Source organism: Enterobacter sp. RCC_40, from assembly GCF_041360735.1.
Lineage (GTDB): Bacteria > Pseudomonadota > Gammaproteobacteria > Enterobacterales > Enterobacteriaceae > Enterobacter > Enterobacter ludwigii.
Genome location: NZ_JBFUPR010000008.1, coordinates 136200 through 156684, shown reverse-complemented (window position 1 = coordinate 156684; position 20485 = coordinate 136200). Strand labels below are relative to the sequence as shown.

The window sequence follows — 20485 nt, the reverse complement described above, 5'->3', positions numbered from 1 at the left end:
GCAGATCAATTTTATTCAGGAAGCCGTTCTGTGACCGTTAAACGCCCTGTTTCCGCAAGCCTGGCCTGGGCTTTCTTTTCGATGATTGTGTTATCCGTTCTGACCAGCACCGTCGCGCTGCTGACGCTTGCCAGCAGCCAGCGTGACGCCGAAGCCATCAATATTGCGGGTTCACTGCGTATGCAGAGTTACCGGCTGGGCTATGAGATGCAGCGCAACAGCCCTTCCCTGACACAGCATCGCCAACACTGGCAACACACCCTGAGCGCACCTGCACTCCAAAAGCTGAACCGCTGGTACGTGCCGGACGATGTCAAACAGCGCTACCAGCAGCTGCATCTGGCCTGGCAGGAGATGGATACGCACATCGCCCGCGGCGATCTCGCGTGGTAACAAACCCATATCGAAGATTTTGTTGGCCGTATTGATGCCTTTGTGCTCGCCCTTCAGCACTATACCGAACATAAAATTCAGACGGTGACCCTGCTCTCTCTGGCTGGCGCGCTGGGGATCCTGCTGCTGACGGTGTTTACCCTGCGACGCATCCGTCGTCAGGTGGTCTTGCCGCTCAACAATCTGGTCGCCGCAAGCGAACGCGTTGAACGGGGACAATTTGATACCCCGGCACCGGATACCGCTTTGCCGAATGAACTCGGTCAGCTGTCCCGGGCCTTTAACCATATGTCGGCGGAGTTACACACCCTCTATCGCTCGCTTGAAGATTCGGTTGCGGAAAAGACCCGGCACCTGAACGAGGCGCATCAGCAGCTCGAAATGCTGTTCAAATGTTCGCAGGCGCTCAACACCGGACAGATAGACAGTCACTGTTTCCGGCATATATTGCAAATCGTCCATGAATACACCCGGATGAATTATCTGGAGTTACGGACCAGCGACGACTGGCGTCTGTGTGAAGGGAGTGAGGCAGCCGACATGCCGCTGCAAAACCTGCCGGTGCTGATGCAGGACACGCTCTACGGCGAGCTGCGCTGGCAGAGCGAGACGGACAGCGTCCCGCTTCCGCTGATGAGAAGCGTGGCGACAATGCTCGGGCGCGGGCTTTACTTCAACCAGGCGCAAAAGCATTACCAGCAGTTGCTGCTGATGGAAGAGCGCGCGACGATTGCCCGCGAACTGCATGATTCCCTCGCGCAGGTGTTGTCGTATCTGCGGATCCAGCTTGCGCTGCTTAAGCGTGCCGTACCGCAAGAGAATGCCCCGGCGCAGACCATCATCACCGACTTCTCCCGCGAGCTTAACAATGCCTGGCATCAGCTTCGCGAGCTGCTCACCACCTTCCGCCTGACGCTCAACCACGCTAACCTGCCGGCGGCCCTTCAGGAGTCACTCGACGGTCTGCAGAGCCAGACGCAGGCAAAGCTGCATCTTGATTGTCGCCTCTCCTCGCTGGCCCTTGACGCACAAAAGCAGGTGCATCTGCTGCAGATCGTGCGTGAAGCGGTGTTGAACGCAATCAAGCACGCGCAGGCCAGCGAGATCACCGTAAGCTGTATCACCGCCGTGGACGGCACGCACAGCGTGAGCATTCGCGACAATGGCATCGGGATTGGCGAAGCCAGCGAGCCGCCGGGACATTACGGGCTGAATATTATGCGTGAACGCGCGGAACGGCTCGGCGGTACCCTGCACTTTTCGCAGCCACAAAATGGGGGAACGCAGGTTAGCGTGACATTCCCTTCGTCGCTGGCGTTAACAGGTAAATAACCGTAAAGGGGGCAGCGCAGAGAAACGCGCATGATAATTTACATTATCTCCTTTATTTCTCCACGTTTGGTCTTCGTCTTGCCGCTAAAGTGGTGCGGGCAATAAACAATAATGACGTGCAGCAAAACGAGGTCAATTTTTCATGGCGAATTTTTTCATCGATCGCCCCATTTTTGCCTGGGTACTTGCCATTCTGTTGTGTCTGACAGGTGTCCTGGCCATTACTTCACTTCCCGTTGAGCAATACCCCGATCTGGCACCCCCTAACGTGCGTGTCACAGCAAACTACCCCGGCGCCTCGGCACAGACGCTGGAAAATACCGTGACGCAGGTTATCGAGCAGAACATGACGGGTCTGGATAACCTGATGTACATGTCCTCACAAAGCAGTGCCACGGGCCAGGCGACGGTGACCCTGAGCTTTACGGCCGGGACTGACCCGGATGAAGCGGTGCAACAGGTACAAAACCAGCTGCAGTCAGCCATGCGAAAACTGCCGCAGGCAGTGCAAAATCAGGGCGTTACCGTACGTAAAACGGGGGATACCAATATTTTGACCATCGCGTTTGTCTCCACCGATGGTTCCATGGATAAGCAGGATATTGCGGACTACGTTGCCAGTAACATTCAGGACCCGCTCAGCCGTATTAACGGCGTAGGGGATATCGACGCCTACGGGTCACAATATTCAATGCGCATCTGGCTCGATCCTGACAAGCTGAACAGCTTCCAGATGACGGCGACTGACGTGACGGACGCCATCAAATCGCAGAACGCCCAGATTGCCGTAGGGCAGCTGGGAGGAACGCCTTCCGTCGAAAAACAAGCCCTGAATGCCACCATTAACTCGCAATCGCTGCTTCAGACTCCGGAGCAGTTCCGCAACATCACCCTGCGCGTGAATCAGGACGGTTCAGAAGTGCGGCTGGGCGATGTCGCCACGGTGGAAATGGGCGCGGAAAAGTACGACTACCTGAGCCGCTTTAACGGTAATCCCGCCTCCGGCCTGGGGATTAAACTGGCCTCCGGCGCAAATGAAATGGCGACGGCGAAACTGGTGTTAGACCGCCTGGACGAGCTGTCGAACTATTTCCCTCACGGCCTTGAATACAAAGTCGCCTACGAAACCACCTCCTTCGTTAAAGCGTCGATTGAGGATGTGGTGAAGACCCTGCTGGAAGCCATCGCGCTGGTCTTCCTGGTCATGTACCTGTTCCTGCAAAACTTCCGGGCGACGCTGATCCCGACCATAGCCGTCCCCGTGGTCCTGCTGGGCACCTTCGCGGTGCTTTACGCGTTTGGCTACAGCATCAACACGCTGACGATGTTTGCAATGGTGCTGGCAATTGGCCTTCTGGTGGATGACGCCATCGTGGTGGTTGAAAACGTCGAGCGCATCATGAGCGAGGAAGGCCTTTCCCCGCGCCAGGCCACGCGTAAATCGATGGGGCAAATACAGGGCGCGTTAGTCGGCATCGCCATGGTGCTTTCGGCGGTCTTTATCCCGATGGCCTTCTTTGGCGGCACAACCGGCGCCATTTACCGCCAGTTCTCGATAACCATCGTCTCGGCAATGGTGCTTTCGGTACTGGTGGCGCTGATCCTGACCCCTGCGCTCTGCTCTACCCTTCTTAAGCCTTTGCACAAAGGCGAGCAGCATGGTCAGAAAGGGTTCTTCGGCTGGTTTAACCGCATGTTTAACCGCAATGCCGCGCGTTATGAATCCGCCGTCGGTAAAGTGTTGCACCGCAGCCTGCGCTGGATGCTGATTTACGTAGTGCTGCTGGGCGGAATGGTCTGGCTATTCCTGCATCTGCCTACCTCGTTCCTGCCAATGGAGGACCGGGGAATGTTCACTACCTCCGTGCAACTTCCGAGCGGCGCGACGCAGCAGCAGACGCTGAAAGTGGTCGAAAAAGTCGAACAGTACTTCTTTACCCAGGAGAAAGATAATGTGGTGTCGGTCTTCTCCACCGTGGGCTCTGGCCCGGGCGGTAACGGGCAGAACGTCGCCCGTATGTTTGTACGCCTGAAGGACTGGGACGAGCGCGACACAAAAACGGGGACCGCGGCGGCCATCATTGAACGCGCAACCCACGCGTTTACGAAGATCAACGAAGCGCGCGTCTTTGCCAGCAGCCCACCGGCCATTAGCGGGCTGGGCAGTTCTGCCGGGTTTGACATGGAGCTGCAGGATCACGCCGGTGCAGGCCACACGGCGCTGATGGCGGCGCGCGATAAGCTGTTAGCGCTGGCGGGCAAAGACGCTGACCTGACCCGCGTTCGTCATAACGGCCTGGATGACAGCCCGCAGCTGCAGGTGGATATTGATCAGCGTAAGGCGCAGGCTCTGGGTGTTTCCATCGACGACATTAACGACACCCTGCAGACGGCCTGGGGCTCAAGCTATGTGAATGACTTTATGGATCGTGGGCGTGTGAAAAAAGTGTATGTCCAGTCCGCCGCGCCGTTCCGTATGTTGCCGAATGATATTAACCGCTGGTTTGTTCGTAATAACGCAGGCGGGATGGTGCCGTTCTCGGCGTTCGCCTCGTCGCACTGGGAGAGTGGTTCGCCGCGTCTGGAACGCTATAACGGCTATTCGGCGGTAGAAATCGTCGGTGAAGCCGCGCCGGGCGTCAGTACCGGTACCGCCATGGACACCATGGAGAAACTGGTGCAACAGCTGCCTGCCGGGTTTGGGCTGGAGTGGACGGCGATGTCTTATCAGGAGCGGCTCTCCGGGGCACAGGCGCCTGCGCTTTACGCGCTTTCCCTGCTGGTGGTCTTCCTCTGTCTTGCCGCGCTGTATGAAAGCTGGTCCGTTCCGTTCTCGGTCATGCTGGTGGTGCCGCTTGGCGTCATCGGTGCGCTGCTGGCGACCTGGATGCGCGGTCTGGAGAATGATGTGTACTTCCAGGTTGGGCTACTCACCGTGATCGGCCTGTCGGCGAAAAACGCGATCCTGATTGTTGAGTTTGCCAACGAGATGAATGCCAAAGGCCACGAGCTGATGGCGGCCACACTGCACGCCTGCCGTCAGCGCTTGCGTCCGATCCTGATGACGTCGCTGGCATTTGTCTTTGGGGTATTACCGATGGCAACCAGCACCGGTGCGGGCTCCAGCAGCCAGCATGCGGTAGGTACAGGGGTGATGGGAGGCATGATTTCGGCAACCGTCCTGGCCATTTATTTTGTGCCGCTGTTCTTTGTGCTGGTGCGTCGCCGCTTCCCGCTGAAGGAACGTCCTGAATAACAGTGCGTAATAAAAAAGGCGGCTCTCAGGGCCGCCTTTTAGGGTGTGTGATTAATTCACACTATGGTTATTTTACTTATTTAAGTGCTCTTGCAATTCTTACTGAATGTCATTTACGAAGCATGCCTTCGATAAAATCTTTCCAGTTCCCCAGTTCACGTTCAATCATAACTACCTCTCTTATTATTATGCGCATTCTACGAAAACGTATCATCATTGTGAAGACCGTCTAACCTATCGCTGTGATTGTACCCCGCTACTGTCAGGGATTTATGATAAATATGAACGCAGGGCCTTAAATTTTGTGTGACGCTCAGCAATATTTTGAAATAACCATACAGGCAGGTGAGATTTAAATTACCGCCTGAGTTCATTAGCATTTTCGGTCTTATGGACATCTATGCTTAAATGATGAAAGAATATTCAGCGTACAGTTGTGAGTTGAATTAAGAAGAAGTGTAAATCAAGACAATTCCTGAATGTGTTATATTCCACTTAAGGATATATCTTCGAAATTACTGAACATTTAATCATCATAAGAACAAAAGGATTCACCATGGTTGTGATGTACGGCATTAAAAATTGCGACACCATCAAAAAAGCACGCCGCTGGCTGGAAGCGAACAACGTGGAGTACCGTTTCCATGACTATCGCGTTGACGGGCTTGATGCAGAATTTCTGCATACCGCTATCAAGGAACTGGGTTGGGAGGCGCTGCTGAATACCCGTGGTACCACCTGGCGTAAACTGGATGAAGCCGTCCGGGCTGGCATCAACGACGCCGACAGTGCCGCCAAACTGATGCTCGAAATGCCGGCAATCATCAAACGCCCATTGCTCTGCGCGCCCGGGCAGCCTATGCTGCTGGGTTTCAGTGAAACCCTTTATTCCGACTTTTTTCGTTGAGGTGTAGTTTATGTCATGCCCGGTCATTGAGCTGACTCAGCAGCTTATTCGCCGTCCCTCCCTTAGCCCGGACGACGCAGGTTGTCAGGCATTAATGATTGAGCGCCTGCGTGCCATCGGTTTCACCGTTGAACGCATGGACGTTGGCGATACCCAGAACTTCTGGGCGTGGCGCGGTCAGGGCGAAACGCTGGCCTTTGCCGGACATACCGACGTCGTTCCCGCAGGTGATGCGGATCGCTGGATCAACCCGCCGTTTGAACCGACCATCCGCGATGGCATGTTGTTCGGGCGCGGTGCGGCAGACATGAAAGGCTCGCTGGCGGCGATGGTCGTGGCGGCAGAGCGCTTCGTTGCCCAACATCCGAACCACAGAAACCGCCTCGCGTTTTTGATCACCTCTGACGAAGAAGCCAGCGCCCATAACGGCACCGTGAAGGTCGTTGAGGCGCTGATGGCCCGCAATGAGCGTCTCGACTACTGCCTGGTCGGCGAGCCGTCCAGTACGGAAGTGGTGGGAGACGTCGTCAAAAATGGTCGCCGTGGGTCGCTGACCTGCAATTTGACCCTTCATGGCGTTCAGGGGCACGTTGCCTATCCACACCTGGCCGATAACCCGGTCCATCGCGCGGCACCGATGCTGAACGAACTGGTGACCATCGAGTGGGATAAAGGCAATGAGTTCTTCCCGCCGACCAGCATGCAGATTGCAAACCTGAAGGCCGGTACCGGCAGCAACAACGTGATCCCGGGTGATTTCTTTGTCCAGTTTAACTTCCGCTTCAGCACTGAACTGACCGATGAGATGATCAAAGCGCGCGTTATCGCGCTGCTGGAAAAATACAATCTGCGTTACACCGTGGACTGGTGGCTTTCCGGCCAGCCGTTCCTGACCCAGCGCGGCAAACTGGTGGATGCGGTAGTGAACGCCATCGAGCACTATAATGAAATTAAGCCACAACTGCTGACGACAGGTGGCACCTCAGACGGACGTTTTATTGCCCGGATGGGGGCCCAGGTTGTCGAACTGGGGCCGGTGAACGCAACCATTCATAAAATCAATGAATGTGTGAATGCTGCTGATTTGCAGCTGCTGGCCCGTATGTATCAACGAATTATGGAGCAACTCGTCGCCTGACGAACGCTCTGAGAGGAATAGCGAATGGACTGGCTTTCAAAGTACTGGTGGATTCTGGTGTTAGTGTTTCTGGTCGGCGTGTTACTTAACGTCATTAAAGATCTTAAGCGCGTTGATCACAAAAAGTTTCTCGCCAACAAACCGGATCTTCCACCGCATCGTGATTTTAACGATAAGTGGGACGATGATGACGACTGGCAGAAGAAAGACCAGAAGAAGTGATTCTCTGTCCCCTCTCCTGCGGGAGAGGGGGCTACATCACATAAACTCGACGATATCATCGTCATTTGGCTTGCCGCCGCTGAGCGCTTCATCAAAGTAGTGCTTCGGTACGGTATAACGCAGATGATCGAGCGCAAACTGCATGCTGCGGTCATCAATCGCGTGCCCCAGATCGTCTACAATATCCAGCGTCACATCCCCGCCTTCGCGGATCAGTGCTTCCTGCGCGGCAACCGCATGCGAAAGTTCAATCACGCGGTCTTCACCACCGTGGATCAGATGGATCGTGGTCTGCGTCGTCGCGCGTTGCGGTAACGTCGCAAAGCGACCGTTAAAAGCAATCACACGCGACACCAGGCCTGGCTGCGCTTTTACGCTCTCCAGGGACATGATAGACCCCTGCGAAAAGCCAATCAGCGCGGTCGCATCGGCACCAACGCCGCTCTGCTGCTGCCAGTAACGCACGGTGTCGATAAAGACAGGCATGACGGCGTCAATACGTGCCTGGCGGTTCTCTTCCGTTACGCCCTGAACGGAGAACCACTGCCGTCCGTTCGGACCACACGGCTCCACCCCGCCAATACTGACAATCAGCGCTTGCGGAAATATCGGGGCAAACCAGCTGCCAATCTGGCCCATATTGACGGCGTTATCGCCAACACCATGAAACAGAAGCAGTAACTGTTTAGCCGGTTTATCAGGGCTTTGAACAACAAAATGATCGTGTTTCATGGCGGTCTCCTTATTTGATGGCCTGGATTCTACGCCTCTCAGGAGGAATGACCATGCCACTTTACTGAAGAAGTCATTGAAAAAATTGCCATTGCAAAATGTCGTCTTTCAGCTGCTGACAGCGTGCAGGTTCAAGGCTTTCAAGCGCTTGCGCCGTTTCACTGCGAAGCCTGGCCAGTAACGCTTTTCGCCCCGAAAGAAGCAGTTCAGCGCTGAGCCGGGCGTCATCACTTCTCGCCTCCACTTTCCCGCGCAGGGCGGGCAGCGGCATGTCCACGCTTAGCAGCAACCGCGTTAACGCCGCGACGGAGGTAGAAAATGCGCGATGGGCAAAGGCAAACCCCGCCAGCTCCAGCCAGTCGTCACTATTAAGGGTAGCCTCCCAGCCATCGTCCACCGGGATCTTTTCACCGTTCAGGGCCGATAACACGCGCGCATCGCGGCGCAGTCGCTGATGTGCCTGCTCACACAGCTGTCGCCCCGCGTCGCTGAGCGGCAGCAAGGCCATTGCGGTATTACAGCCGCTGCTGGCTTCGCGATGGCTGCCCATGCGCACCAGCACAAAGCCGCATCGCTGCCAGAAACGCCACAGTTCATCGGTATAGCCAAAGCTCACCGACAGGTAATCCTCGCCGCTTGCGCTGCGGATCAGTGCCTGTCCGATGCCTTCCCGTTGACGACGAGGATGTACCGCTATTCGGGTCACCCGTCGGCCTTTGAGCGTTGCCGCCAGCAGGGAGCCGCCATGCGCGGCAAGGGACTGCGCCACCAGGTTCCCGCGAGGGCGGCGGAACCCCGCCCAGACGGCACGGCTGAGCTGCGCCGTTAATCCCCCCTCTTCCACCAGCCAGAGCGCCCCGGCAATGACAGAGTCCGTTTGGGCGACGGCGAAGTGCTGGCCGGGCGCGTCCATCATGCGGCGTAAATCAAGCGGTGAGGTGCGGTAATGTGCCGCACAAAGCAGCTCATACACACTCGCCGCCAGCGCCGGGTTGCTCGTCCAGGCTTCCGGGGCCAGAGAGGTCAACTGTATGGCGCCTGTTGGGCTGCGATCGATAAGCGTATCGTCAAACAGCAGTGCGCTGGCAACGACCCGCTCAAGAGGACATCCTGCAGCCCAGCGTACCGGGGTTGATAAGGTATACCGCTGCAACCCGCTGAACCGGCTACAGAACTTAAGCAGAAAGCCTCTTCCTGTTCCTTCGTAACCCTGCACCGTTGTGGTCAGCAGGACGCGTGGGAAACGGTCGACCAGCTTTTCAAGCAGCGGTCCGGGGATGGCAGCGGCTTCGTCGACAATCAGCCAGTCGGCCTGCTCTTCAGAGGCCAGCAGCGCGTCCGGGGCCATAAAGTGAAAACGTTCGCCGGCAAAACGGGCGATAACCTCCGTCGCCCCTTTTGATGGCGCAGTGACAATGGCACTGCCCTGCGTGCGGCTCAACAGCATGCCCGCCAGCGCAGACTTCCCGCGTCCGCGCGGGGCCGTAACGGCCACAACGCCGCGTTTCATGGCCAGGAGTGCTGCCAGTATCTCAGCCTGCTCGCGCTGCGGCGCACCGCTGGCGGGCTGCCAGTCAGGGGCGTCGGATCGTGCAGGAAGCGATAAAGGCTGGTGCTGAAGCCAGATTATCGCCTCAGGATCCTCGGCAATCGTCCGGCAAAAGTGGTGAATAAAATTTGGTGTGGCGATGGGTTCGGCGCTGTCACTCCAGCGCAGTGAATCGCTGTCAGGTTGTTCCGCCCACACGTCAGGGGGCGGTACCAGCAGCACCAGAAGGCTACCGGCACGCAGCGTCCCGCTCAGGGCCGCAAAGGCTGAGACGTCAAACCCGGCGCGGGCATCAAAAATTGCGTGCCGGAACTCGCGTCCCAGCAGCCCGCTGATGGCTCTGGACGCGTTATCCGCCAGCCACAGCCAGTCTCCGGGCAAGGCATCACGCAGGGCTGATGCCTGCGTGAATGTCCACTGCTCATCGCCGCTGAGCACCACCAGCCGACGATGACCTTTGTGCTCAAGCTCGCGAATCAGATGTTCAAACGCCACCATTACATGGCTTTGCCGAAGGTATTACACTGCGCCGGGTCACCGCTGTCGAAACCGCGTTTGAACCAGCTGTATCGTTGTTGTGATGTGCCGTGAGTAAAGCTGTCGGGGACGACGCGGCCCTGGCTCTGCTGCTGAAGACGATCGTCACCGATAGCCTGCGCGGCATTGAGCGCCTCTTCCAGGTCACCGGATTCCAGCACGCCCTGCTGCTGCATGTTGTGCCCCCAGACCCCCGCGAAGCAGTCCGCCTGCAGTTCCATGCGTACGGAAAGACGGTTTACCTCAGCCTGAGAGGCGTTTTGCTGAAGCTGGCGTACTTTGGGTTCTATCCCCAGCAGTTTTTGCACATGGTGCCCGACTTCATGCGCAATGACGTAGCCCTGGGCAAAATCGCCGTCAGCGCCAAGCTTGCGTTTCATGTCATCATAGAAAGAGAGATCGATATAGACGGTGCTGTCTGCCGGACAGTAGAACGGCCCCATCACCGACTGTCCGGTGCCGCATCCGGTACGGGTTGCGCCACGGTACATCACCAGCTTGGGTTGCTGATAGGTACGCCCCATTTTCTCGAACAGCTGACCCCAGGTTTCTTCTGTGGTGGCGAGAATAACGGAGGTAAATTTGGCCGCTTCATCCTCGTTCGGGCTGATTGAGCGCTCAGAATGCTGCTGTTGCTGCAGAGGCTGGCCGGTCATTAAACCGGTCAGATCGACACCGTAGTACCCCGCGACCAGCACCACAATCAGCAGAATAATACCGCCCTTTCCGCTGGGTAACCGGAAGCCAGGCCCACCCATTGAAGGACCGCCGCCGCTATCGCTGCGCCTGTCTTCTACATTGTCACTTTCACGACGCCCTTGCCAGCGCATAACCACCTCGAACTATTCCATTAATAATAGCTATGATCGTAGGCGGTTAACGGCAAGATTACCATAGGAAACAAGGGTAAGACGCCAAAGGATATACATATCCTTTGGCGATGAGGGAGTTAGTCGAGCTTAACGCCTAAACGGTGAGCAACCGCTTCGTACGCTTCAATCAGGCCACCCAGGCTCTGACGGAAACGGTCTTTGTCCATTTTATCCAGCGTTTCTTTATCCCACAGACGGCTGCCGTCCGGAGAGAACTCATCACCCAGAACCACTTCGCCTTTGAACAGGCCGAACTCCAGTTTGAAGTCGACGAGGATCAGACCCGCGTCATCAAACAGTTTTTTCAGCACGTCGTTGGCTTTGTAGGTCAGTTCTTTCATGCGCGCCAGGTTCTCTTTATTCACCCAGCCGAAGGTTTCGCAATAAGAATCATTGACCATCGGATCGTGCATGGCATCGTTTTTCAGGAACAGGTCAAAAAGCGGTGGATTCAGCTCAATACCTTCTTCAATACCAAGACGCTTCACCAGGGAGCCTGCTGCGCGGTTACGAATGACGCACTCAACCGGAACCATATCCAGTTTTTTCACCAGACATTCCGTATCGGACAACAGTGCTTCCATCTGGGTCGGGATACCCGCTTCGGCCAGTTTGGTCATAATGAAGTGGTTGAACTTGTTGTTCACCATGCCTTTACGATCGAACTGCTCAATGCGTGCGCCATCCCCTGCTGACGTATCATTGCGGAACTCGAGCACCAACAGATCCGGGTTTTCCGTGCTGTATACGGTCTTCGCTTTGCCACGATACAACTCAGCTTGCTTCTGCATCTTCATTACTCCTGGTGTGATGATTGGTGTTCAAAACTGGGGATATTATGCCACGCACACGTTTGCGTAGCACGAAAATAAAAAGGGCTGGATTAACCAGCCCTCGTATTTATTTGCTGAATGCAGCCTGGAACACGGCCACCAGCGCATCGTTCTGCGACTGGGTCAGCGTGTGGCCTTTCGGATCGATAAACTGCAGACTGCTGCGGTTATCGAGGTCACCTACCTGAATCTTGTAGTCGCCGGAAGCCAGCTGTGGATCGGTGGCGCCCAGTTCCTGCCATGCACTGTCAGACAGCGGCTTATAGGTTGCCGTCATGCTACCGGTTGAACGGGTGCTGTCGGTCACTTTCATGCCCACTTTTTCCAGCGTCGCTGGCAGGCGCTGCCAGGTCTGGTTAAACGGTGCACGCACAACCAGCATTGGCAGACCGGTGTCATCCGCACCGCTCTGAACGTCAAACGTCGCGCCGTTGCGGCTCTGCGCTGCGTTAGCGGCGTCGCTGGCGTTCTTATCCAGACCCGCGGCAATCACGTTCAGCATTTCAGTGCTGTAACGCTGCATTGATGCGGCATCCGCAACCGGTTTACCCGCCTGCTCCAGGTTCAACAGCTTAACGGTAACCGCCTGCTGATAACCCTGAGGTTTAACGGAGACTTGATAACGCCCACGGTACTGCTGATCTTCGTCCAGACGGTTCCACTCGATCCAGTCGGTGGTTAAGGTCTGGCTGGCATCATCGCGTTTATCGATGGTGTAGTTCTTCGCCTGAATGACGCTCACAACCTGCGGCCACAGGGTGGTACCGCGGGCGCTTTCAACCAGCAGCGACGCCGTGTCACCGGTGAACTGGGTACGCGCCCCGCTCACCAGCGCCAGAGGCTGTGCTGGCGGACGAATATCGAGCGCTTTACCGACCAGGCCGCTGCCGTTGGTCACGGGAATATTGTAATCGCCGTTCTGAATCGGCAGGATCATACCAGCCGGTGCGTGAAGTTCAGCAAGCGGGGTCGCATCCAGATAGGATTCATCACCGCTCACCTGGCGCTTGTAGCGCGAGTCTGAACTACAGGCAGCGAGCAGCATAACAAGCGAAACACTCGCAACCTTCGCCAGGCGCGACTTCTGTACTGAATAAGCCATCAAATCTCCCTAAACTCTACAGCAAACCGGCATGCTTCAGCGCTGCTGTGACAATTTCACGACCGTGGTCGGTAATCGGTGTCATTGGCAGACGCAGCGTATCGGTTGCTACAAGTCCCAACTCCTTACACGCCCATTTCACGGGGATCGGATTGGGTTCGACAAATAATTTATTATGCAACGGCATCAGACGCTGATTAATCACGCGAGCTTCATCAAAGTGACCGGCAGCCGCCAGTTTGCACATTTCAGCCATATCGCGGGCCGCAACGTTCGCCGTTACGGAGATCACGCCATGGCCACCAAGCTGCATAAAGTCCAGTGCGGTCGCATCATCGCCGCTCAACAGGATAAAGTCGTCTGAAACCAGCTCTTTGATCTGATGAACGCGGCTTAAGTTCCCTGTCGCCTCTTTAATCCCGATAATATTTTTTACTTTCGAGAGACGACCAACGGTTTCCGGCAGCATATCGCAGCCAGTACGGGACGGCACATTATACAGAATTTGTGGCAAGTCAGTATGTTCTGCGATGGCTTTGAAATGCTGGAACAGACCTTCCTGAGTAGGACGGTTGTAATAAGGGGTCACCGTCAGACAGCCCACGATGCCGCTGTCGTTAAAACGTTTGGTCAAACTGATAGCTTCTGCCGTGGCGTTAGCGCCTGTCCCTGCGATGACCGGGATACGCCCGTCAGCCAGTTCCAGGGTCAGCATCACCACATCGCCGTGCTCTTCGTGGCTTAGCGTTGCAGATTCACCGGTAGTCCCTACCGAAACGATCGCCGAGGTTCCATTGGCGACATGGTAATCAATCAGCTTCTTCATGCTTGACCGGCAGACATTACCTTTTTCATCCATCGGTGTAACAAGCGCGACAATACTTCCCGTGAACATGAGCCATCCTCTGTGCGAACAAGAGCCTCAATGGTACGTTTGGAACTGTAATAAAAGCAAGCGACGTGAGGCCCTCAGGCGGTTGTATGCATGTTTTTTTTATGCTTTCCTTAGGAAGACTTAACCATGCAAAGGAAGAACAGGTTTGACAACCTCATCACAACATTACCTGGTTATCACTGCGCTGGGTGCTGACAGGCCGGGTATCGTGAACACCATCACCCGCCATGTGAGCAGCTGCGGCTGTAATATCGAGGACAGTCGTCTGGCTATGCTGGGCGAAGAGTTCACGTTTATTATGCTGCTGTCCGGGACATGGAATGCCATTACCCTTATCGAATCGACCCTGCCGCTCAAAGGTGCGGAGCTGGATTTGCTGATCGTGATGAAACGCACCACTGCTCGCCCACGTCCGGCCCTGCCCGCGACCGTCTGGGTGCAGGTTGAAGTCCCCGATTCACCCCATCTGATTGAGCGCTTCACCGCGTTATTTGACAGCCATCAGATGAATATTGCCGAACTCGTTTCCCGAACGCAGCCGGGTGACGGCAGCGCCATTCCCACCCTTTTTATTCAGATTACCGCACACAGCCCTGCCTCGCAGGATGCGTCAAATATCGAGCAAGCGTTCAAAGCCCTCTGTACAGAATTAAACGCGCAAGGCAGTATAAGCGTCGTCAATTATTCGCAGCATGAACAGGATGGAGTTGAGTAATGAACCCACTGAAAGCCGGTGACATCGCACCGAAATTTAGCTTACCTGACCAGGATGGTGAGCAAGTAAATTTGACCGACTTCCAGGGACAGCGTGTTCTGGTCTATTTTTACCCGAAAGCCATGACCCCGGGCTGCACCGTACAGGCCTGCGGCTTACGCGACAACATGGACGAGTTGAAAAAAGTCGGCGTGGAAGTGCTGGGTATCAGCACCGATAAGCCAGAAAAGCTGTCACGATTTGCTGAAAAGGAGCTGCTTAACTTCACGCTGCTTTCTGACGAAGACCACCAGGTATGCGAGCAGTTTGGCGTCTGGGGCGAGAAGACCTTTATGGGCAAAACCTACGACGGCATTCACCGTATCAGCTTCCTGATTGACGCTGACGGTAAAGTTGAACATGTGTTTGATGACTTCAAAACCAGCAATCACCACGACGTGGTACTGAACTGGCTCAAACAAAGCGCCTGATCGTTGGGACGCGGCTTCGCCTGACCCGACCTACGCGGTAAATGCAATACGGTAACGCAGGTTACCGTTTTTGATATTTGCCCCTCTCCCCACGGGAGAGGGTATCAGGCCGCACAACTATCTACTTATCCTCAACCGCGGGCACATCCGGCCACGCGTGAACCACTGCTTTGATCAGCGTTGCCAGCGGAATGGCAAAGAACACGCCCCAGAATCCCCACAGCCCGCCGAAAATCACCACGGATAAGATAATCACCAGCGGATGCAGGTTCACCGCTTCGGAGAACAGCACCGGCACCAGCAGGTTGCCATCCAGTCCCTGAATGATCAGGTACACCGCGAAGCAGCTCCAGAACTCGGTCCCCAGACCAAACTGGAACAGCGCAACGCCGACAACCGGAATGGTCACCACAAAGGCACCGATGTAGGGAATGAGCACCGACAGCCCCACCAGCACCGCCAGCAGCAGCGAGTAGTTAAGCCCGAAAATTAAAAAACCAATCCAGGTAGCCACACCCACCACAATCATCTCCAGCACTTTGCCGCGAATGTAGTTGGTGATCTGCTGGTTCATCTCTTCCCACACCTGCCCGGCCAGCCCGCGATTACGCGGCAGAATGCGCCGCACCGCGTTCAGCATCTGCTCTTTATCTTTGACGAGGAAGAAAACCATTAACGGAACGAGGACAAGGTAGACGGCCAGCGTGAGCAACCCTACCAGCGACGCCAGGGAATATTTCACCACGGAATCGCCCATTGTCATGATGCGGGCGCGCATGTTTTCGGCCATCGCATCAATGATCCCGGCATCCATCAGGGCGGGATATCGGCGCGGCAGCGTGGCGGCAAAATCGGAAAGCTTATTCAGCATGCCGGGCATATCGCGGATAAGGTAAATCCCCTGTTGCCAGGCCACAGGCATAACGACAAACGACATTAACAGCAGGATGCCGACAAACAGCACCAGGACGATACTGGTCGCCCAGCGACGGGAACAGCCTATATTTTCCAGACGCGCCGTTGGCCACTCCAGCAGGTACGCCAGCACAATCGCGACCAGCAGGGGGGCGAGAAGACCGCTGAAGAAGAACAGAATGCCGAACCCGGCGACGAGAATAACCAACAAAGCAATGGCTTCCGGGTCGCTAAACCGACGGCGGTACCACTGCATTAACATTTCAAGCATACAACCCTTCCCTGAATCGGATGGCGGGAGTGAGAACGTGAATTGTATCTAACTGTCACAAAAAAGACTTTCGCTTTTTGTCTCCCGGCCACGATCCGCAAAACCCTGATGAATGGGATTTTCTTCATGCCTCAACACGGCTACACTCGCAGGGCAGTGGAGATGAACGATATGCCGGTTCATCGGTCAAATTAGCACATCCCAAATACAGGACAGTGGTTATGTTCAGGCAGTTGAGAAAAACACTGGTTGCGACACTGATTGCCGCACTGACGGTCGGTCAGGTGTTGCCAGCTTTCGCTGACTCGTCCGATTCATTGCCGGACATGGGCACTACAGCAGGAAGCACGCTCTCCATTGGGCAGGAAATGCAGATGGGGGATTATTACGTTCGTCAGCTGCGTGGCAGCGCGCCGCTGATTAACGACCCGTTGCTGGTTCAGTACATTAACGGGCTGGGCATGCGCCTGGTCGCGCACGCCAACTCGGTAAAAACCCCCTTCCACTTCTATTTAATCAATAATGACGAAATCAACGCCTTCGCCTTCTTTGGCGGCAACGTGGTGCTGCATTCGGCGTTATTCCGCTACTCTGATAACGAAAGTCAGCTGGCCTCGGTCATGGCGCACGAAATCTCTCACGTCACCCAGCGCCACCTTGCCCGAGCAATGGAAGACCAGAAGCGTAACGCTCCGCTGACCTGGGTTGGCGCATTGGGTTCCATTCTGCTGGCAATGGCCAGCCCGCAGGCCGGGATGGCGGCGTTAACCGGTACGCTGGCGGGAACACGTCAGGGGATGATCAGTTTCACCCAGCAAAACGAACAGGAAGCGGATCGTATTGGCATTCAGGTGCTGCAACGTTCGGGCTTTGACCCGCAGGCCATGCCGAGCTTCCTCGAAAAGCTGCTCGACCAGGCGCGCTACTCCTCCCGTCCACCGGAAATTTTGCTGACGCACCCCTTACCGGAAAGCCGTCTGTCGGATGCGCGTAACCGTGCCAACCAGATGCGCCCGGTCGTGGTTCAGTCGTCGCAGGATTTCTACATGGCAAAAGTGCGAACGCTTGGAATGTACAATTCCGGGCGTAACCAGCTGACCAGCGACCTGCTGGATGCGCTGGCGAAAGGCAACGTGCGTGAGAAAAACGCGGCTCAGTATGGCCAGGCGTTACAGGCGATGGAAGCCAGCAAATATGACGAAGCGCGTAAAACGCTGCAGCCACTTCTCGCCGCCGATCCGAATAACCCGTGGTATCTCGATCTCGCCACGGATATCGATCTGGGGCAGAAAAAAGCCACCGATGCGATTAATCGCCTGAAAGGGGCAAAAGAGGTGCGGACAAACCCGGTGCTGCAGCTTAACCTGGCGAATGCTTACTTACAGGGTGGTCAGCCTGCTGAAGCGGCGAACATTCTGAACCGCTACACCTTTAACAATAAAGACGATCAGAACGGCTGGGATCTGCTTGCCCAGGCAGAAGCGCAGCTGGGTAACCGCGATCAGGAGCTTGCGGCACGCGCCGAAGGCTTTGCCCTGGTGGGACGTCTTGACCAGGCGATTTCCCTCCTGAGCAGTGCCAGTTCACAGGTTAAGCTCGGCAGTCTGCAGCAGGCCCGTTACGATGCGCGTATCGATCAGCTTCGCGGTCTGCAGCAGCGCTTTAAGCCGTACGAGAAGATGTAATAAAGGAGAATTCAGGTCATGACAGACGCGGTAAAAATCTACCACAACCCACGCTGCTCGAAGAGCCGCGACACCCTTAGCCTGCTGAAGTCGAACGGCATTGACCCGGAAGTGGTGCTGTATCTGGAGACACCGCCAGATGCACAGACGCTTCGTCAGCTGCTGCACATGCTGGGAATGGGCAGTGCCAGAGAGCTAATGCGCCAGAAAGAGGACCTGTATACGTCGCTCAATCTGAATGACAGTCGTCTAACCGAGGCTGAGCTGATTCAGGCGATGGTTGAAAATCCGAAACTGATTGAGCGCCCCATTGTGGTCGCAAACGGTCAGGCGCGTATTGGACGCCCGCCGGAAGAGGTGCTCGAAATTCTCTAATCCTTACGCCGCAGCGATTCCAGAAAGGCCTGCGGCGTGCTCTCTCCCAGCTTTTTCTGCGCTTTGCCCCGATTGTAAAACTCGCACATCTCGATCAACACCTGCCCTAACGGAACAGCATTCACTCGTGGAATGATGTCGCCGAGCGGTACCGCAACCTGCACGGCCTTGTGCCTGGTCGGCTGTACTTTTACGACAGGTTCACCCGCGGGCAAGTCGGGTTCAAAACCGAAAGTCTCAACAGATTGGATATCAGCCGGACAGGCGTTCAGCAACTCACGCATCCAGTTGTTTAGCAGCTGTGATGAAATTCCCGCATAGAGCCGGGCATAACACCAGCCGCTCACCGGTTCGCGCCCCCACAGCAGATGCTGCTCCCCGCCATCATCCATATGGAGCGATAAAGGCTGGTGATGCACCAGCAGTTTTGTGGGTAAAACGCCTGCCTTTAGCGCTTTTCTCCCCTGAAGTTCAACGCCTTTGCGTTTCGCAGGAGCGGGACGGAGATAACGGTTCAGCGTCGCCCGCGAAACGGAAATCCCCAGCACCGCGTTAACCAGCAGCAGCAGTTCATCCAGCGGTGCACCCGTGATATCACGCAGCGCATTGACGAGGTCAACCTGCTCTTGTCTCATCGCTTTGTGTATCATTTTTGGGATCGTATGGTTGTCAGAAACCCGATCGCGATTGCGCCATCGCCGCACGGTCGTCACGGAAATACCCAGCTCCGTAGCCAGTTCTCTGTCGCTTTTATTGGATTGTTGCAGATAGCGACGGATCCGCGGCGTGGTGGTGGCATTGGCGTGCAATTTGATTTCCATCGCTGTAACTCCATAACCAATCTCATGAGATTTATAATATCTTAGCGAGTGCTTTGTGACTTGTTTCACCTTTCAGCCACCGCGCTTCACTGATAATCCACAGACATAACATAACAACACCCCTCAATCTTGTACGGAGTTCACAATGAACAATGTTCTGGGATTTCTTGAAGCAAAACTGATGCCGCTGGCGGCCAAAACCGCGCAACAGCGGCATCTGGGCGCCATACGCGGGGCCTATGTTTCCTTCATGCCGTTTATCATCGTCGGCTCGATTCTGCTGGTCATCTCCTCTTTTCCGAACCAAACCTATCAGCAGTTTATGTCTCAGGCATTTGGTGAAAGCTGGAGTGCCATCATTGAAATTCCGTTCAACGCGGTCTTCTCAACCATGTCGCTGTTTATCAGCTTCCTGGTGGCGTTTCGCCTGGCCGAACACTACGGCGAAGATCGCATTTCCTGCGGCATTCTGGCTCTGGTCGCCTTTTTAATCCTGACACCTTTTATCAAAGTGGCCGAAAACGGCGGTATCACGGTCATGCCGGTGGAGTGGATTGGCAGCAAAGGGCTGTTCGTGGCGATGATTGGCTCTCTGCTGTGGACGGAGCTGTTCTGCTGGCTGAAGCGCAAAAAGCTGGTCATCAGAATGCCTGATGGCGTGCCGCCGGCGGTGCAGGAGTCGTTCGCCGCGCTGATCCCGGCCCTGCTGGTAATGATTCTGGTGCTTATTATCCGCATCATTTTCGAAAATACTCACTACAACACCATTCACCAGTTTATTTACGAAGTGGTCGCCACGCCGGTTCGCCACTACGGGACCTCTTATTTCGGCGCGCTGATGACGGTGTTCAGCATCACCATTCTGTGGTCTGTGGGCATTAACTCCGGCTCAATGATCAACGGCATCATTCGCCCGCTGTGGATGGAGAACCAGACCGATAACATCGCCGCCATTCAGGCGGGTACGACGCCGCCGCACATTATCACCGAACAGTTTTTTGACATGATCTGGATGGGTGGCGCAGGGGCAACGCTCTCGCTGGTGATTGCGATGCTGATTTTTGCCCGCAGCAAAAATATGCGCGAGGTGGCGCGTCTCGGCGCGGGGGCCTCGGTGTTTAACATCAACGAGCCGATTCTGTTTGGCCTGCCGGTTATCATGAACCCCATCATGCTGATCCCGTTCAATCTGGTGCCGCTGGTCCTGGTTACCGTGCAATATGCCGCGATGAAAATGGGTGCCGTGGCTGTGACCACCGGGGTGTTTATCCCCTGGACGTTACCGCCGGTGATCAGCGGGTTTATCGTCACGGGGCATCTCAGCGGCAGCGTGATGCAGCTTATCAATCTGCTGATTGGCGCCATGCTGTATCTGCCTTTCATGCGTATCGTGGATAAACAATACCGCGCCGCGGAGATTGCCACCGTGACGCAAACCGACCCAACCCTTGCAAAACAGGAGTAA

The 20485-nt window shown here is 55.6% G+C and carries 18 protein-coding genes and 1 pseudogene; 10 read left to right on the top strand and 9 right to left on the bottom strand.

Features of this window, described 5'->3' with window-relative positions:
* Positions 1 to 30 precede the first annotated feature (30 nt).
* Both narQ and acrD read left to right on the top strand, forming a co-directional pair.
* Positions 31 to 1725 (top strand): annotated as a pseudogene (gene narQ / locus AB6731_RS20800) (nitrate/nitrite two-component system sensor histidine kinase NarQ).
* Positions 1726 to 1867: 142 nt separating this feature from the next.
* Positions 1868 to 4981 (top strand): multidrug efflux RND transporter permease AcrD, encoded by a 3114-nt coding sequence (gene acrD, locus AB6731_RS20795; protein WP_148576122.1) that lies wholly within the window; start codon positions 1868 to 1870, stop codon positions 4979 to 4981.
* A gap of 109 nt (positions 4982 to 5090) precedes the next feature.
* Here acrD and ypfM read toward each other — a convergent pair whose 3' ends face one another.
* The gene (gene ypfM, locus AB6731_RS20790) at positions 5091 to 5150 is read right to left on the bottom strand and encodes a protein YpfM (RefSeq protein ID WP_015572204.1); all 60 of its coding nucleotides are present in this window, start codon (positions 5148 to 5150) and stop codon (positions 5091 to 5093) included.
* A gap of 387 nt (positions 5151 to 5537) precedes the next feature.
* Between ypfM and AB6731_RS20785 the strand changes: the two genes are divergently transcribed.
* From AB6731_RS20785 to AB6731_RS20775, 3 genes are read left to right on the top strand one after another with little or no spacing between them, the layout of a single operon-like run.
* Positions 5538 to 5888 carry an ArsC family reductase gene (locus AB6731_RS20785; RefSeq protein ID WP_014171109.1) on the top strand — a complete coding sequence of 117 codons (351 nt, stop codon included), beginning with the start codon at positions 5538 to 5540 and terminating at the stop codon, positions 5886 to 5888.
* A gap of 10 nt (positions 5889 to 5898) precedes the next feature.
* Positions 5899 to 7026: a succinyl-diaminopimelate desuccinylase gene (gene dapE, locus AB6731_RS20780; RefSeq protein WP_014171110.1), complete on the top strand. Its 1128-nt coding sequence runs from the start codon at positions 5899 to 5901 to the stop codon at positions 7024 to 7026.
* Positions 7027 to 7050: 24 nt separating this feature from the next.
* On the top strand, positions 7051 to 7248 hold the full coding sequence (locus AB6731_RS20775) for a YpfN family protein (RefSeq protein ID WP_371006763.1): 198 nt from the start codon (positions 7051 to 7053) through the stop codon (positions 7246 to 7248).
* 36 nt (positions 7249 to 7284) lie between these two features.
* Here AB6731_RS20775 and ypfH read toward each other — a convergent pair whose 3' ends face one another.
* From ypfH to dapA, 6 genes are all read right to left on the bottom strand, one after another.
* A complete protein-coding gene (gene ypfH / locus AB6731_RS20770) occupies positions 7285 to 7980 on the bottom strand; it encodes an esterase (protein WP_020883070.1) in 696 nt (231 codons plus the stop codon).
* 73 nt (positions 7981 to 8053) lie between these two features.
* Entirely contained in the window at positions 8054 to 10027 is a 1974-nt protein-coding gene (locus tag AB6731_RS20765) for a tRNA(Met) cytidine acetyltransferase TmcA (protein WP_371006762.1), read from the bottom strand.
* Entirely contained in the window at positions 10027 to 10896 is an 870-nt protein-coding gene (locus AB6731_RS20760) for a neutral zinc metallopeptidase (RefSeq protein ID WP_020883068.1), read from the bottom strand. The genes AB6731_RS20765 and AB6731_RS20760 overlap by 1 nt, the downstream gene beginning before the upstream one ends.
* 119 nt (positions 10897 to 11015) lie before the next feature.
* On the bottom strand, positions 11016 to 11729 hold the full coding sequence (purC, locus tag AB6731_RS20755; protein WP_008501631.1) for a phosphoribosylaminoimidazolesuccinocarboxamide synthase: 714 nt from the start codon (positions 11727 to 11729) through the stop codon (positions 11016 to 11018).
* 109 nt (positions 11730 to 11838) lie between these two features.
* Positions 11839 to 12873 (bottom strand): outer membrane protein assembly factor BamC, encoded by a 1035-nt coding sequence (gene bamC, locus AB6731_RS20750; RefSeq protein WP_020883067.1) that lies wholly within the window; start codon positions 12871 to 12873, stop codon positions 11839 to 11841.
* A gap of 16 nt (positions 12874 to 12889) precedes the next feature.
* On the bottom strand, positions 12890 to 13768 hold the full coding sequence (dapA, locus tag AB6731_RS20745; RefSeq protein WP_014171117.1) for a 4-hydroxy-tetrahydrodipicolinate synthase: 879 nt from the start codon (positions 13766 to 13768) through the stop codon (positions 12890 to 12892).
* 145 nt (positions 13769 to 13913) lie between these two features.
* Here dapA and AB6731_RS20740 point away from each other — a divergent pair, with 145 nt between their 5' ends.
* A complete protein-coding gene (locus AB6731_RS20740; protein WP_014171118.1) occupies positions 13914 to 14483 on the top strand; it encodes a glycine cleavage system transcriptional repressor in 570 nt (189 codons plus the stop codon).
* Positions 14483 to 14953 carry a thioredoxin-dependent thiol peroxidase gene (gene bcp, locus AB6731_RS20735; protein WP_014171119.1) on the top strand — a complete coding sequence of 157 codons (471 nt, stop codon included), beginning with the start codon at positions 14483 to 14485 and terminating at the stop codon, positions 14951 to 14953. Before AB6731_RS20740 ends, bcp begins: the two co-directional genes overlap by 1 nt.
* A 121-nt stretch (positions 14954 to 15074) precedes the next feature.
* Here the strand turns inward: bcp and AB6731_RS20730 are convergent, their stop codons facing one another.
* Positions 15075 to 16139, bottom strand: a complete 1065-nt coding sequence (locus AB6731_RS20730) for an AI-2E family transporter (protein WP_014171120.1) — start codon at positions 16137 to 16139, stop codon at positions 15075 to 15077.
* A gap of 221 nt (positions 16140 to 16360) precedes the next feature.
* On the opposite strand from AB6731_RS20730, the gene bepA reads away from it, so the two are divergent.
* Both bepA and arsC read left to right on the top strand, forming a co-directional pair.
* A complete protein-coding gene (gene bepA, locus AB6731_RS20725) occupies positions 16361 to 17824 on the top strand; it encodes a beta-barrel assembly-enhancing protease (RefSeq protein ID WP_020883065.1) in 1464 nt (487 codons plus the stop codon).
* An 18-nt stretch (positions 17825 to 17842) separates the two neighbouring features.
* Positions 17843 to 18199 carry an arsenate reductase (glutaredoxin) gene (arsC, locus tag AB6731_RS20720; protein ID WP_014171122.1) on the top strand — a complete coding sequence of 119 codons (357 nt, stop codon included), beginning with the start codon at positions 17843 to 17845 and terminating at the stop codon, positions 18197 to 18199.
* Here arsC and AB6731_RS20715 read toward each other — a convergent pair.
* Positions 18196 to 19020, bottom strand: coding sequence for an XRE family transcriptional regulator (locus AB6731_RS20715; protein ID WP_371006760.1), 825 nt, complete (start codon positions 19018 to 19020; stop codon positions 18196 to 18198). The two genes, arsC and AB6731_RS20715, sit on opposite strands and share 4 nt — an antisense overlap.
* A gap of 145 nt (positions 19021 to 19165) precedes the next feature.
* Between AB6731_RS20715 and celB the strand changes: the two genes are divergently transcribed.
* Positions 19166 to 20485 (top strand): PTS cellobiose transporter subunit IIC, encoded by a 1320-nt coding sequence (gene celB, locus AB6731_RS20710; RefSeq protein WP_014171124.1) that lies wholly within the window; start codon positions 19166 to 19168, stop codon positions 20483 to 20485.